Here is a 13,527-nt window from a genome sequence, read left to right as displayed (position 1 = left end):
TACGCGTCATACTGCGGAGTTCGTGTGCAGCCCGGCGGCGAGCGCCCGGCGGATCGTGCGCTCCACGGCATCCCGGTGGTAGACCACCTGTGCGTACGAGAACCGCAGAACGGTGTAGCCCCGAAGTCGCAGCTCGGCATCGTGCGCGATGTCCTTCGATCTCTGAGCCGAGCTCGAGTGGTGCGCCCACCCGTCGATCTGGATGACGAGCCAACGCCCGACGAGCACATCGACGGGTTTTCCGGCGAGCACGACCTGCTGCCGCACCTGCACGCCGAGGCGTCGGAGCGGCGCGCAGACGAGCACTTCGAGCCCCGAGTCGGCGAGGCCGTTCACCCGCCCGGCGAGGTCACGCGCGGCCCGAGACGCCCAGCGCACCCCTCGCAGCGCCTCGGGCGAGAGTTTCTCCACGCGGGATGCCGATTCCCACAGCGCCAGCGCGGCATCCGGGCTCTGGCAGAGGGCGATGTGCGCGAGCGCATCTTCCACGCCGGCGACGAGCGAGCGGCCGAGCGGGACGAGCGGCTGCGTCCAGTGCGCGACGCCGGGCCACGTGTCTCGGGGGCGCGGACCGGTGCTCCCCGGCACGAAGTGCAGGTGCGGCTCGTCACCGATTCCCTCTGGCATCCACCACCCGCGGCGACGGGCGAGGCTCGTGCACGTCAGGCGCCCGCCGAGCCGCGCGGCCTCGCGCACCGCGTCATCGGCCGCGCGCGAGACGAACCACGAGCGTCGCAGCACGTCGACCTCGCCCGCGCGGACGAGTGCGCGGAGCTGGCGGTCGGTGTACCCCTCGGCGTGCAACTGGTCGCGGTGCAGCGCGACGCCCAGAATCCGGTCGGCGAGCGAAGGTGGCATGCCAGGCATCCTCGCCCCTCTGCACGCGCTGGATGCCGTCGATCGGGCGACATGTGGATGGATCGCGCAGATCAGCCGCTGGGGAGGAGCGGATGAACTCCGCAGATCGTCGCGTACTCCGCATCCGCAACCGGTTCCGCCTGCGGAGCACGTGACTTTCTGCGGACCACGTGGGCAGGATGCCGCAACCCACGCGCCGCGCGGCGGCCTGCGTCTTGTAGCGCGGCGGCCTACTTCTTGTAGTTGGGCGCCTCGACGACGATCTGGACGTCGTGGGGGTGCGACTCCTTGAGGCCCGCCGCCGTGATGCGGACGAACTTGCCGCGCGCCTTGAGCTCGTCGATCGTGCGTGCGCCGACGTAGAACATCGACTGACGCAGGCCCCCGACGAGCTGGTAGGCGACGGCCGAGACGGGGCCGCGGTACGCGACCTGGCCCTCGATGCCTTCGGGAATCAGCTTGTCGTCGGAGGGGATGTCGGCCTGGAAGTAGCGGTCCTTCGAGTACGACGTCTTCTTGCCGCGCGTCTGCATGGCACCGAGCGACCCCATGCCGCGGTAGAGCTTAAACTGCTTGCCGCCCTGGAAGACGATCTCGCCCGGCGACTCGTCGGTGCCGGCGAGGAGCGAGCCGAGCATGACCGTGTCGGCGCCCGCGACGAGGGCCTTCGCGATGTCGCCCGAGTACTGCAGGCCGCCGTCGGCGATGACCGGGATGCCGGCCTCGCGCGCGGCCTGGTACGCCTCCCAGATCGCCGTGATCTGCGGCACACCCACGCCCGCGACGATGCGCGTCGTGCAGATGGAGCCCGGGCCGACGCCGACCTTGACGGCATCCACGCCCGCATCGACGAGCGCCTGCGCGCCCTCGCGGGTGGCGACGTTGCCGCCGATGACGTCGATGTGGGCGAACGACTCGTCGGCCTTGAGGCGCCGCACCATGTCGATGACGCCCTGCGACTGCCCGTTGGCCGTGTCGACGACGATGACGTCGACGCCCGCGTCGCGGAGGGCCTCGGCGCGCTCCCACGCGTCGCCGAAGAAGCCGATCGCAGCTCCCACGCGCAGGCGCCCGTGCTCGTCCTTGGTGGCGAGGGGGTACTTCTCGCTCTTGTCGAAGTCCTTGATGGTGATGAGGCCCGCAAGCTTGCCGTCGTCGTCGATGAGCGGCAGCTTCTCGACGCGGTGGCGGGCGAACAGCGAAATGACCTCGCCGGCGGCGATGCCGACCTTGCCGGTCACGAGCCCCTCGGAGGTCATGACGTCGCGGACCTTGGTTGTCTGGCGCTCGAAGCCCGAGACGAAGCGCATGTCGCGGTTGGTGATGATGCCGAGCAGGCGCCCCTCGTCGTCGACGACGGGCAGCCCCGAGATGCGGTATTGGGCGCAGAGCGCGTTGACATCTTCGATCGTCGCGTCGGGGGTCGTGGTGATCGGGTCGGTGATCATGCCCGACTCGCTGCGCTTGACCTGGTCGACCATGGCGGCCTGGTCTGCGATGGAGAGGTTCCGGTGCAGGATGCCGAGACCGCCCTCGCGCGCCATGGCGATCGCCATGCGCGCTTCGCTGACGGTGTCCATCGCGGCAGACAGGAGCGGCGTCGCGACGGTGATGCGGCGCGTGACCCGGGAAGAGGTGTCGGCCTCCGACGGGATGACGTCGGTGTGGCCCGGCAGCAGCAGCACGTCGTCATAGGTCAGTCCGACGAATCCGAACGGGTCGTTGTGCTCCACGTGCTCTCCCTGCCTACCGTGATCCGGGCACCGCGGCCCGGCTGTGCCGCGACGAAACCGGCATCGAGAACCGGTACTCAATTCTAAGTCGCGCGCGCGAGAGAACATTCCCTCACGCGTGCGCACGCGTGTCAGGATGCCGAAGCCGCCGTTCCGACCCGCCGGAAACATCCGACCGGAAGGCGGAAACACGCCCGACACATTACGCTCGTACCGTCGTTGATCAATGCCGATGCGACCCGCATCCCCGACCGCATCACCCGACCGGTGCGCCGGACTGGAGGATCTCTTGAGACCCACGACCGTCACTGCGCGGACTCCACTGAGGTGGATCGTGCTGGCCCTGGCGGCGTTCCTCGCCGCCGCCACGCTGCTGCTGAGCAGTCCGGGGGCCGCGTCCGCCGCAGAACCCGCCGCCCCGGAGGCCCCCGCCGTTCCCGCGGCCGCACCCGACACCCCCGGCGGCGACCAGGAGCCCACCGACTACTACTTCGGCGGCGTGATCACCTTCGACGACAAGCCGGTCGCCGATGTGACCGTCTCCGTCGAGGGCGGCGGCTTCGATGCCGAGACCGTCACCGACACCGAAGGCAAGTGGCGCCTTTACGTGCCCGACAAGGACACGTACACGCTGACGATCGACGAGGACACCCTCCCCGACGGCGTCATCGTCGACCCGGCGCAGCTGCCCGAGGGCCTGCAGCCCGTGCAGGGCACGACCGGGTCGTTCGAGGTGGAGTTCGGTCTCACCAAGACGAAGATCGTGAACCTCTTCCTCGGCGAAGGCGAACGCGTGACGCAGTCGTTCGCCGACCAGCTCGCGGTGCGCCTCGTCAACGGCCTGAACTTCGGACTCCTGCTCGCCCTCGCGGCGATGGGCGCGGCGCTCATCTACGGCACGACCGGCCTGTCGAACTTCGCGCACGGCGAGATGGTGACGTGGGGGGCGCTCGTCACCCTCGTCGCGACGTCGGCGTGGATGCTCCCGCTGTGGGCGGCGATCATCATCGCGATCGGCGCGGGCGGTGTGCTCGGACTCGTGATGGATGCCGCGCTGTGGCGCCCTCTGCGAAGGCGGGGGTTGGGGGTCGTCCAGCTAATGATCGTCAGCATCGGACTCTCGCTCGCGTTGCGCTACACCTACCAGTTCTTCATCGGCGGCAAGACCTACCAGTTGCCCGGCGCGAGCCCCGCCCCGATCCAGATCGGCCCGATCCAGCTCTCGTACATCGACCTGATCAGCATGGGCGTGAGCATCGTCATCATCCTCGCGGTCGCGTTCTTCCTCCTGCGCACCCGGATCGGCAAGGCGACGCGGGCGATCTCCGACAACCCGCAGCTCGCGTCGGCGTCGGGCATCAACGTCGACCGCGTCATCCGGATCGTCTGGGTCCTCGCCGGCGTGCTGGCGGCGGTCTCCGGCATCCTGTGGGCGTACTTCCGCCCGGGCGTCCGGTGGGACATGGGCACCCAGATGCTGCTGCTGATCTTCGCGGCGATCACGCTCGGCGGCCTCGGCACGGCGTTCGGGGCGCTGCTCGGCTCGCTCATCGTCGGCATCGTCGTCGAGACCTCCACGCTGTGGATCCCCTCGGACCTCAAGTACGCGGGAGCGCTCGTCGTGCTGATCCTGATCCTCCTGATCAGACCTCAAGGTCTGCTCGGTCGTAAAGAAAGGCTCGGGTGACCGCCATGGATTGGGGCGCCATCCTCTCGAACACGCTCAGCTACCTGCTGAGCCCGGTCACCATCGCCTATGCGCTGGCGGCCACCGGCCTCGCCGTGCACTTCGGCTACGCGGGCCTGCTCAACTTCGGCATGGCGGGCTTCATGGCCCTCGGTGCCTACGGCTACGCGATCTCGATCCTCACGTTCGGCCTCCCGTGGTGGCTGGCGATGATGGTCGGCCTCGTGCTGGCGGCGATCTTCGCCTTCATCCTCGGCATTCCGACCCTGCGTCTGCGGGCCGACTACCTCGCGATCGTGACGATCGCGGCGGCCGAGATCGTGCGACTGCTGTTCACCACGCAGGTCTTCGACAGATGGACGAACTCGGCCGACGGCCTCGGCAACTACAACGGCGACTTCCAGTCGGCGAACCCGTTCCCCGTGCTCCCGCGCGGCGAGCGGTACGGCTGGGGCCCGTGGCAGTTCACGGCGCAGCAGCTGTGGGTCGTCGTGTTCGGCCTGATCCTGCTCGCGGTGTCGATCTTCGTCGTGTGGGCGCTCATGCGGAGCCCCTGGGGCCGCGTGCTGAAGGGCATCCGTGAAGACGAGGATGCCGTGCGCTCGCTCGGCAAGAACGTCTTCGCCTACAAGATGCAGGCGCTCATCCTCGGTGGTGTCATCGGCGCCCTCGGCGGCATCGTCTACGTGCTGCCCTCGGCGGTGATCCCCTCGAGCTACACGACGGCGCTGACGTTCTTCCTCTGGACGATCCTGCTCCTCGGCGGCGCCTCGACCATCCTCGGGCCGACCCTCGGCTCGGTGATCTTCTGGATGGTGATGGCCCTTCTCGGCAACCTCCTCCCGGAGATGGCGAGGGCGGGATGGCTGCCGATGACCGACATCCAGGCCGGAACCCTGCGCTACATCCTCGTGGGCGTGTCGCTCATGCTCCTCGTGATCTACCGCCCGCAGGGCATTCTCGGCGACAAGAGGGAGATGACCTTTGTCAAGTGAGCAGAGCGCGGCGGCCGCTGAGCCCGCCCCCGTCACCGGCTCGGTGAAGCGCCCCAAGGCGACGGGACTCGCGAAGGGTCCCGCCGCCCCGGGTGTCGCCAAGACCGACCCGATCATGGTCATCGACGGCGTCACGCGGCGCTTCGGCGGCCTCACCGCCGTCGACGTCGAGCACCTCGAGATCCCGCGGAACGCCATCACGGCGCTCATCGGCCCGAACGGCGCCGGCAAGACGACGCTGTTCAACCTGCTCTGCGGGTTCGACAAGCCGAACTCCGGGTCGTGGTCGTACGACGGCAAGAACCTCGCCGGCATCCCCGCCTTCAAAGTGGCGCGGATGGGTCAGGTGCGCACGTTCCAGCTGACGAAGGCGCTGTCGCTTCTGACCGTGCTCGAGAACATGAAGCTGGGCGCCCCGAAGCAGAAGGGCGAGAAGTTCTGGCCCGCGTTCTTCCCGACGATCTGGCGCGGCCAGGAGAAGGAGAACGAGGAGAAGGCGCACGGCCTGCTGAAGAGGTTCAAGCTCGACAGCAAGGCATCCGACTTCGCCGCCTCGCTCTCGGGCGGGCAGCGGAAGCTCCTCGAGATGGCCCGCGCGCTCATGAGCGACCCCAACCTCGTCATGCTCGACGAGCCGATGGCCGGCGTCAACCCGGCCCTCACGCAGTCGCTGCTCGACCACATCCTCGACCTCAAGGACCTCGGCGTGACGGTCCTGTTCGTCGAGCACGACATGCACATGGTGCGCCACATCGCCGACTGGGTCGTCGTCATGGCCGAGGGCAAGGTCGTCGCCGAAGGGCCGCCCGACACCGTCATGGAGGACCAGGCGGTCATCGACGCCTACCTCGGCACCCACCAGGACGTCGACCTCGGCGTCGTGACCGGCCGCGTTCCGGGCGAGCTCGACGAGTCGGCGCAGGAGCTGCTCGAGGACATCCGCGAGGAAGAGGCCGCCGGCGTCGCCGAGGCCGAGGAGGAGAACAAATGAGCGTCGCGCAGAGCGCAGGGATGCCGGCGGAGACCGCGACCTCCGACGACATCGTCGTCGAGGTCAGGGACCTCACGGCGGGGTACCTGCCCGGCATCAACATCATCAACGGTGCGAACCTCGTCGCCCGCAAGGGCGAGCTGATCGGGATCATCGGTCCGAACGGCGCGGGCAAGTCGACGCTGCTCAAGTCGATCTTCGGCCTCGTCAAGGTGCGCGGGGGCGACATCACGCTGGGCGGCGAGTCGATCGTGGGCCTCAAGGCCGACAAGCTCGTGCACCGCGGCGTCGCGTTCGTCCCGCAGACCAACAACGTGTTCCCGTCGCTGTCGATCGAGGAGAACCTGCAGATGGGGCTCTACCAGAACCCCAAGATCTACGCCGAGCGGCTGGAGTTCGTCACCGGGATCTTCGCGGAGCTCGGCAAGCGCCTCAAGCAGCGCGCGGGGTCGCTCTCGGGCGGCGAGCGCCAGATGGTCGCGATGAGCCGCGCGCTCATGATGGACCCGTCGGTGCTGCTTCTCGACGAGCCCTCCGCCGGCCTGTCCCCCGTCCGCCAGGACGACGCGTTCATCCGCGTCTCCGACATCAACAAGGCGGGCGTGACGACCATCATGGTCGAGCAGAACGCGCGCCGCTGCCTGCAGATCTGCGACCGCGGCTACGTCCTCGACCAGGGCCGCGACGCCTACGAGGGCACCGGCCGCGAGCTGCTCAACGACCCGCAGGTCATCGGCCTGTACCTGGGCACCCTGGGCGCCGAGGACATCGGCATCCAGGACATGGGCAAGGAAGAGCTCGACCCCGACACGACGACGTCCTGACGGGAAGACAGAAGGGGGGATGCCGAGGCATCCCCCCTTCTGCGTGTCCGGTTCTGCGTGTCCGGTTCTGCGTGTGCGGCGCGAGCGGAAAGCGCGCGCGGGACGATTCTGCGTGTCGGGCGTGCGCGGCAGGCGCGAGCGGGCAAAGGGGAAGGGCCCCGGATCTCTCCGGGGCCCTTCGTGCACAAGACGCGCGTCAGCGGGTCTCGATGCGGGTGTGCGTGTTGTCGGCACCGTACTGGAAGATACCGATCGACGCCTCGGTCGGGTCGCCGTTCTCGTCGAACGTGATCGGGCCGGAGTAGCCGTCGTAGTCGGCCACGCCGCCGCCGAGGATGATGTCGGCGCACTCGGCGTACGAGGTGCACTTCTCACCCTCGCCCGAGCCGCCGGAGACTTCCTGCAGCTTGCTGGCGATCTCGGGGCCTTCGGTCGAGCCGGCGGTGAGCGACGCCAGCGCGAGCAGGATGACCGCGTCGTACGACTCGGCCGAGTACGAGTAGTCCTCGAGCTCGGTGTTGCCGTCCGCGGTCCACGCCGCGTTGAGGCGGTCCTTGAAGTCGTCCTCGAGCACCGGTCCGGGCGTCGTGCCCTTCGCGCCCTCGAGCGAGACGGACACGTCGGTGCCCCACTGCTTGAGGTTTCCGTCGACGAGGTAGAAGTTCTCCGCCGACTGACCCGCGTTCACCAGCAGCGGCGCGATGGTGGCGAACTGGTCGAAGGTGATCAGGACGACGGCGTCGGGCTGGGCCGCCGCGATCGTGGCGACCTGGGCGTCGAACGAGCTGTCGCCGTCGTTGTAGGACGCCTCGGCGACGACCTTTCCGCCGGAGCTCTCGAAGACCTCCTTGACCACGCCGAACAGGCCCGTGCCGTAGGCGTCGTTCTGGTAGATGATGCCGATGTTCTTGTGGCCGTCCTCGGCGATCAGGTTGCCGAGCACCTCACCCTGGAGCAGGTCACTCGGGGCCGTGCGCCAGTAGAGGCCGTCGTCGTCCCAGTCGGTGAAGTCGGGCGACGTGTTGGCCGGTGAGAACGTGATGATGCCCGCCGCGACGTTGGAGTCGAGGAAGAGCTTGGTGACGCCGGAGGCGGCGGCACCGATCATCGCGGAGACGCCCGCGTTCTGCAGCTTCGGAACCGTCGTCTCGAAGGCCTTGTTGTCGGCGTCGCCCGAGTCGCCGGGCGTGAAGTCGATCGTGAGTCCACCCTTGGCGGCCTCGTTGACCTCGTTGACGGCGAGCAGGACGCCGGCCTCTTCGGGCGGGCCGAGGAAGGCCAGGCTGCCGGTCTGGGGCAGCACGCTGCCGATCTTGAGGGTCAGGTCCTCTGCGGGAGCGCTGCTCTCGGAGGGTTCGGCCGAACCTCCGCCGCCGGCGCAGCCGGCGAGGAGGAGGGCGCTGGCGGCGGTGACGGCGATCGCGCCGACGAGCTTGCCAGCACCTGAACGCGTGAAGACGCTCATGTTGCTCCTTGCTGTGAGTGAACACGGGGGGACTACGGGCGCCTCCCCAGTGGGTCAAACCTAGCCCGAGGGTGATCTCGCCAATGTTGCGATGCGTTAACGGTGTGAAACAGGACGATCACGGTGCGATAACGAGCGCGACGGTGAGGGGTGCGCGCCGGCGCGGAGGTCAGACGATCTGGGCGGGCTGGCGCGTCCCCCGGCCACGGCGCGAGTGCCGGAGCGAGTCGATCGTCAGGATCACGAGCGCGACCCACACGAGGCCGAAGCCGATCCACCGCTCGAGCGGCATCGGCTCGCCGAGCAGCCACCACCCGGTGAGGAACTGCATGATCGGGGCGACGAACTGCAGCATCCCGATCACCGTCAGCGGAGCGCGCCGGGCGCCCGCGGCGAACAGCAGCAGCGGGATCGCGGTGACCGCGCCGGCGAGGGTGAGGAGCACGGCGTGTCCGGCGCCGGCGTTCCCGAAGGTGATTCCAGACGTCTCTGCGACGACCACGAGCTGGCCGATCGCGATGGGCGCGAGCCAGAGGGATTCGAGGGTGAGTCCGCTGATGGCATCCACCCGCGGGCCGATCTGCTTCTTCACGAGCCCGTATGTGCCGAAGGATGCCGCGAGGGTGAGGGCGATCCAGGGGAACGCGCCGTACGCGACGATGATGACGATGATGGCGACCGCCGCGATCGCCATGGCGACCCACTGCGCGCGGCGCAGGCGCTCACCGAGGACGAGCACTCCGAGCAGCACCGTCACGATCGGGTTGATGAAGTACCCGAGGCTCCCCTCGATGACGTGGCCGGTGAGGATGCCGATGAGGAACACCTGCCAGTTCACGTAGATCAGCAGGCCGGCGATGATCGTCCAGAACACGAGCCGCTTGTCGCGGAGGATCGCGACGAGCTTTCGCCAGGTGCGCGTGACGGTGAGCAGGAGCGCGCAGAAGATCAGCGAGAACAGGATGCGCCAGGCGACGACCTCCCAGGGGCCGGTCGGGGCCAGCAGGATGAAGTAGAGAGGCATGAAGCCCCAGAGGAAGTACGCGGCGAACGCGTACACGCCGCCCAGCGTCTCTTCGCGGGCCGACTCCTCGGGTGTCATGGGTCCAACCCTAGGACGCTCCTGACACCGTCCGGCGCGTCGAGTCCGCGGCATCCTGCCGACGTGCGCGCAGTTCCTGCCACCTCCCCTTTCTCGCACCTCCTCCCCGCCGAACGGGGGAAGGGTGAAGGATGCCGGGGAATGCAGAAAGCCCCCGGAACGAGCCGGGGGCCTTCTGAGACGGGACGTCAGCGGACGACGACCGCCAGGACGTCGCGAGCCGAGAGCACGAGGTACTCGTCGGCGCCGAACTTGACCTCGGTGCCGCCGTACTTCGAGTAGAGGACGCGGTCGCCGACGGCGACGTCGAGCGGCACGCGGTTGCCGTTGTCGTCGACGCGGCCGGGGCCGACGGCGATGACTTCACCCTCCTGCGGCTTCTCCTTGGCGGTGTCGGGGATGACGAGACCGCTGGCGGTCTTCTGCTCGGCCTCGACCTGCTTGATGACGATGCGGTCCTCGAGCGGCTTGATGGAAACCGACACGGTTCACCTCTTTCTGGTGCGGCGTACTGCCGTGGTCACGGAAAAGACTGATTAGCACCCGCAGGGGCGGAGTGCTAATGGCAAGTCTAGAGCGCGGCTGGCACTCGTGCAACGCGAGTGCCAGCCATGCGGAGTGGCGACGCGTCGCGACGTGACACGATCCGGGTGCGCGGCGTCCGCTGCCCGCTCGCGACGTACGACAGGCGAAGCTCCCTCGCGGCGCGGAGCGCACCCGCGCCTAGGCTGGGCGGATGGACCTCGCCGAGCTCACCGCCCTGCTCACCCCCGAGGGACTGCGCCTGGTCGATGAGCTCGGCCCGCTCGACTCGACGGACGATGTCGCGGCGGCGGTGTCGCGGCTGCGCGCGGCAGGCCTCGCACCCGATCTCGTGTCCGCAGCGGTCGGGCAGGCGCGGCTCCGCACCCGCGCCCGCGCGAAGTTCGGACCCTTCGCCGACCGGATGCTGTTCACCCGGGCCGGGCTCGAGCAGGCGACGCGGCTCGAGATCGGCGCCCGCCACGCGGGCCGGTTCCGCGACGCCGGGGTGACGCGCGTCGCCGACCTGGGCTCGGGAATCGGCGGCGACTCCCTCGCCTTCGCGGGGATCGGTCTCGACGTGCTCGCGGTCGACGCCGACGAGATCACCGCGGCGATCGCCGCGTACAACCTCGCCCCGTTCGGCGCAACCGTGCGCCACACGCGCGCCGAAGAGGTCGACCTCGACGGCATCGACGCGGTCTGGCTCGATCCCGCGCGCCGCACGGCCGGCCACACCGAGACCACCCGCGTCGGCGCGGATGCCTGGACGCCGAGCCTCGACTGGGTGTTCGGACTGGCTGAGCGGATGCCGGCGGGCATCAAGCTCGGGCCGGCCTTCGACCGCAGCCTGCTTCCCGCGGGCTCCGACTCCCATCCCGTCGAGGCGCAGTGGATCTCGGTGGACGGTTCGACGATCGAACTCGTCGTCTGGACGGGCCCGCTCGCACGCCCCGGCGTCCGGCGCAGCGCGCTCGTCGTGCGCGGCGTGTCGGCGGCCGAGCTCACGGCATCCGGCGACGCCGACGACGCTGCGGTCCGCGACCTCGGCGCGTACGTGCACGAGCCCGAAGGTGCCGTCATCCGCGCGCGCCTCATCGGCGAGGTCGCCCGCGGGCTCAACGCCGGCATGCTCGACCCGAAGATCGCGTACCTCACGTCCGACGCCGCGGCGACGGGCGAGTTCGCGCCCTTCGTGCAGAGCTTCCGGGTGCGCGAGAGCCTGCCGAACGACGTCAAAGCGCTCGGGCGCGCGTTGCGCGAGCGCGGGATCGGGACGCTCGAGATCAAGAAGCGCGGCGTCGACGTCGACCCCGCCACCCTGCGCACGCGGCTGAAGCTGCGCGGCGACGCCTCGGCGACCCTCATCATCACGCGGGTCGGTGCCGCGCGGCTGACGCTCCTCACCGATCGGGTCTGACTCGGCCGCGGGGCGCAGGCGCGGCGGGGCGCGGCGCGGCCGCGGCTGGGGCCCGGGCGCGCGCACGGGGCGTCGAGCCCCGGCCGCTTGCCGTCGCCCGCATCGCACAACTCAGGCAGAACGGCACACCGGCGAGCGTCCGGGGCTCAGATCGACCGATCTGCCTGAGTTATGTCACGGCCGCACCCGCAGAGGGCGGATCCCGCGCCGGCGCGCGTCAGCCGAAGAGCGGGCCCTGCGTCGAGGCCCACCTCAGCCATCCGGCGCTGTAGATCACCGACAGAAGGCTCAGGCACAGGGCCCAGATTGCGACGGGGCGCGACTCCCACGGCCGCCGCAGCGCGGCGACCGCGAGCCCGGCGCCCACGAGCCCGATGAGGAACCCCCACCCGACGAGGAACGACACGATCAGGCCCAGGATGCCGAAGGTCAGCGCCCACCCGGCGCTGTGGGGCAGCACCTCGGGAACGGGCGCCCACCGGACGTCGGGCTCGGGTTCGAGGTGGCTCGTCGCGGTGATCGGCACCGGCTCGGTGAGCTCGCGCTGGAATCCGCCGCGGTGCTCGCCGGGGAGGGTGGAGGACGCCGCGTTCACGACATCCGGCGACGGCGCGTCCGTCGACGGGGTGTCGGAGGGCGTGGCACCCGCCTCCGATGCCGGCTCTCCGGATGCCGGCGCGCGGCCGGTCGGGTCGGTCACGGCATCCGTCCGGCGAGACGTGCGTCGGCGAGCGCGGGCCCCGCTGCGTCGTCGTCCGCTTCGGCGACCTGGATCTCGGTCACGGGGAGCGTCGAGTCGGCGCCGAACTCGAGTGTCGACGGGCGATGCCCGCTCGCGATGAGTTGCGCGGCGAGCGCGGCGATCATGGCGCCGTTGTCGGTGCAGAGGCTGAGCGGCGGGATCCGCACCGCGACGCCCGCGGCCGCGGCGCGCTCGAGGGCGACCTCGCGCAGGCGCCGGTTCGCGATGACGCCGCCGCCGAGGAGCAGCCGCGGGATGCCGTAGCGGTCGCAGGCATCCAGCGCCTTCGTGACGAGCACGTCGACGACGGCCTCGCGGAACGACGCCGCGACATCGGCGGTGTCGACCGGCGCGCCGGTCTCCGCGGCTTGCTCGACCCAGCGCGCGACGGCGGTCTTGAGCCCCGAGAACGAGAAGTCGTACCGGTGCTCGGCCATGTCGGAGGCGCGGGAGAGGCCACGCGGGAAGCGGATCGCGTTCGGGTCGCCGGTCGCCGCGGCGCGGTCGATCTCGGGGCCGCCGGGGTAGGGGAGCCCGAGGATGCGGGCGATCTTGTCGAAGGCCTCGCCGGCGGCGTCGTCGAGGGTCTCGCCGAGCAGTTCGACGTCGGAGACGAGGTCGCGCACGAGCAGCAGCGACGTGTGCCCACCGCTCACGAGCAGTGCGATCGTCGGGTACTCGACCTCGTCGCCGGTGAGGATGTCGGCGGCGATGTGGCCGACGAGGTGGTTGACGGCGTAGAGCGGCTTGCCGAGGCTGACGGCGAGCGCCTTCGCGGCGCCGACGCCGACCATGAGGGCTCCGGCGAGGCCCGGTCCGCTCGTCACGGCGACGGCGTCGAGGTCGTCGAGGGTGATGCCGGCCTCGGCGACGGCGGCCCCGATCGCGGGCTGCAGCGCCTCGAGGTGCGCGCGGGCGGCGACCTCGGGGACGACGCCGCCGTAGCGCGCGTGCTCGTCCATCGAGCTTGCGATCGTGTTCGACAGGAGCGTCCGGCCGCGGACGATCCCGATGCCGGTCTCGTCGCAGCTCGTCTCGATCCCGAGGACGAGGGGTTCGGCGTCCATCATGACGGGCCTCTCTCGACGCACACGTCACAACTGACGAACACGTCACAAAAGCAGGGCGAAACGGCCGTTACACGTCCCACGGGCGACCCCATGCGCGGTCCGCCCTGCTTTTCGCGCA

At 69.8% G+C, this 13,527-nt stretch carries 12 protein-coding genes; 5 read left to right on the top strand and 7 right to left on the bottom strand.

The window, feature by feature from the left end; genetic code table 11:
• Window positions 1-6: 6 nt before the first annotated feature.
• Both AC3ENQ_RS04105 and guaB read right to left on the bottom strand, forming a co-directional pair.
• Complete coding sequence (locus AC3ENQ_RS04105) at window positions 7-858, bottom strand: endonuclease domain-containing protein (RefSeq protein WP_431801980.1); 852 nt, start codon at window positions 856-858, stop codon at window positions 7-9.
• A gap of 230 nt (window positions 859-1,088) precedes the next feature.
• Window positions 1,089-2,591 carry an IMP dehydrogenase gene (guaB, locus tag AC3ENQ_RS04100; RefSeq protein ID WP_431801979.1) on the bottom strand — a complete coding sequence of 501 codons (1,503 nt, stop codon included), beginning with the start codon at window positions 2,589-2,591 and terminating at the stop codon, window positions 1,089-1,091.
• A 289-nt stretch (window positions 2,592-2,880) separates the two neighbouring features.
• Between guaB and AC3ENQ_RS04095 the strand changes: the two genes are divergently transcribed.
• The 4 genes from AC3ENQ_RS04095 (at window position 2,881) to AC3ENQ_RS04080 (ending at window position 7,088) form a co-directional block, all read left to right on the top strand.
• A complete protein-coding gene (locus tag AC3ENQ_RS04095) occupies window positions 2,881-4,278 on the top strand; it encodes an ABC transporter permease subunit (protein ID WP_431801978.1) in 1,398 nt (465 codons plus the stop codon).
• 5 nt (window positions 4,279-4,283) lie between these two features.
• Complete coding sequence (locus tag AC3ENQ_RS04090) at window positions 4,284-5,273, top strand: branched-chain amino acid ABC transporter permease (RefSeq protein ID WP_431802590.1); 990 nt, start codon at window positions 4,284-4,286, stop codon at window positions 5,271-5,273.
• Between the two features lie 115 nt (window positions 5,274-5,388).
• Window positions 5,389-6,264 (top strand): ABC transporter ATP-binding protein, encoded by an 876-nt coding sequence (locus tag AC3ENQ_RS04085; RefSeq protein ID WP_431802588.1) that lies wholly within the window; start codon window positions 5,389-5,391, stop codon window positions 6,262-6,264.
• A 20-nt stretch (window positions 6,265-6,284) separates the two neighbouring features.
• A complete protein-coding gene (locus AC3ENQ_RS04080) occupies window positions 6,285-7,088 on the top strand; it encodes an ABC transporter ATP-binding protein (RefSeq protein WP_431802586.1) in 804 nt (267 codons plus the stop codon).
• Window positions 7,089-7,284: 196 nt separating this feature from the next.
• Here the strand turns inward: AC3ENQ_RS04080 and AC3ENQ_RS04075 are convergent, their stop codons facing one another.
• From AC3ENQ_RS04075 to groES, 3 genes are all read right to left on the bottom strand, one after another.
• On the bottom strand, window positions 7,285-8,553 hold the full coding sequence (locus AC3ENQ_RS04075; RefSeq protein ID WP_431801976.1) for an ABC transporter substrate-binding protein: 1,269 nt from the start codon (window positions 8,551-8,553) through the stop codon (window positions 7,285-7,287).
• Between the two features lie 169 nt (window positions 8,554-8,722).
• Complete coding sequence (gene rarD / locus AC3ENQ_RS04070; RefSeq protein ID WP_431801974.1) at window positions 8,723-9,655, bottom strand: EamA family transporter RarD; 933 nt, start codon at window positions 9,653-9,655, stop codon at window positions 8,723-8,725.
• Window positions 9,656-9,843: 188 nt separating this feature from the next.
• Window positions 9,844-10,140: a co-chaperone GroES gene (groES, locus tag AC3ENQ_RS04065; RefSeq protein ID WP_431801972.1), complete on the bottom strand. Its 297-nt coding sequence runs from the start codon at window positions 10,138-10,140 to the stop codon at window positions 9,844-9,846.
• A 251-nt stretch (window positions 10,141-10,391) separates the two neighbouring features.
• Here groES and AC3ENQ_RS04060 point away from each other — a divergent pair, with 251 nt between their 5' ends.
• Window positions 10,392-11,597, top strand: a complete 1,206-nt coding sequence (locus AC3ENQ_RS04060) for a class I SAM-dependent methyltransferase (RefSeq protein ID WP_431801971.1) — start codon at window positions 10,392-10,394, stop codon at window positions 11,595-11,597.
• Between the two features lie 217 nt (window positions 11,598-11,814).
• On the opposite strand, the gene AC3ENQ_RS04055 is transcribed toward AC3ENQ_RS04060, so the two are convergent.
• Window positions 11,815-12,297, bottom strand: coding sequence for a hypothetical protein (locus AC3ENQ_RS04055; protein WP_431801969.1), 483 nt, complete (start codon window positions 12,295-12,297; stop codon window positions 11,815-11,817).
• Window positions 12,294-13,409 carry a tRNA (adenosine(37)-N6)-threonylcarbamoyltransferase complex transferase subunit TsaD gene (gene tsaD / locus AC3ENQ_RS04050; RefSeq protein ID WP_431801967.1) on the bottom strand — a complete coding sequence of 372 codons (1,116 nt, stop codon included), beginning with the start codon at window positions 13,407-13,409 and terminating at the stop codon, window positions 12,294-12,296. The genes AC3ENQ_RS04055 and tsaD overlap by 4 nt, the downstream gene beginning before the upstream one ends.
• Between the last annotated feature and the right edge of the window lie 118 nt (window positions 13,410-13,527).

The organism is Microbacterium sp. bgisy203 (assembly GCF_057706945.1).
This window is presented reverse-complemented; position numbering and strand designations above follow the sequence as displayed.

Coding starts and splice junctions, on each gene's coding strand:
- AC3ENQ_RS04105 (WP_431801980.1), bottom strand. CDS start 858: ATGCCACCTTCGCTCGCCGACCGGATTCTGGGCGTCGCGCTGCACCGC.
- AC3ENQ_RS04090 (WP_431802590.1), top strand. CDS start 4,284: ATGGATTGGGGCGCCATCCTCTCGAACACGCTCAGCTACCTGCTGAGC.
- AC3ENQ_RS04085 (WP_431802588.1), top strand. CDS start 5,389: ATGGTCATCGACGGCGTCACGCGGCGCTTCGGCGGCCTCACCGCCGTC.
- AC3ENQ_RS04080 (WP_431802586.1), top strand. CDS start 6,285: ATGCCGGCGGAGACCGCGACCTCCGACGACATCGTCGTCGAGGTCAGG.
- AC3ENQ_RS04075 (WP_431801976.1), bottom strand. CDS start 8,553: ATGAGCGTCTTCACGCGTTCAGGTGCTGGCAAGCTCGTCGGCGCGATC.
- rarD (WP_431801974.1), bottom strand. CDS start 9,655: ATGACACCCGAGGAGTCGGCCCGCGAAGAGACGCTGGGCGGCGTGTAC.
- AC3ENQ_RS04060 (WP_431801971.1), top strand. CDS start 10,392: ATGGACCTCGCCGAGCTCACCGCCCTGCTCACCCCCGAGGGACTGCGC.
- tsaD (WP_431801967.1), bottom strand. CDS start 13,409: ATGATGGACGCCGAACCCCTCGTCCTCGGGATCGAGACGAGCTGCGAC.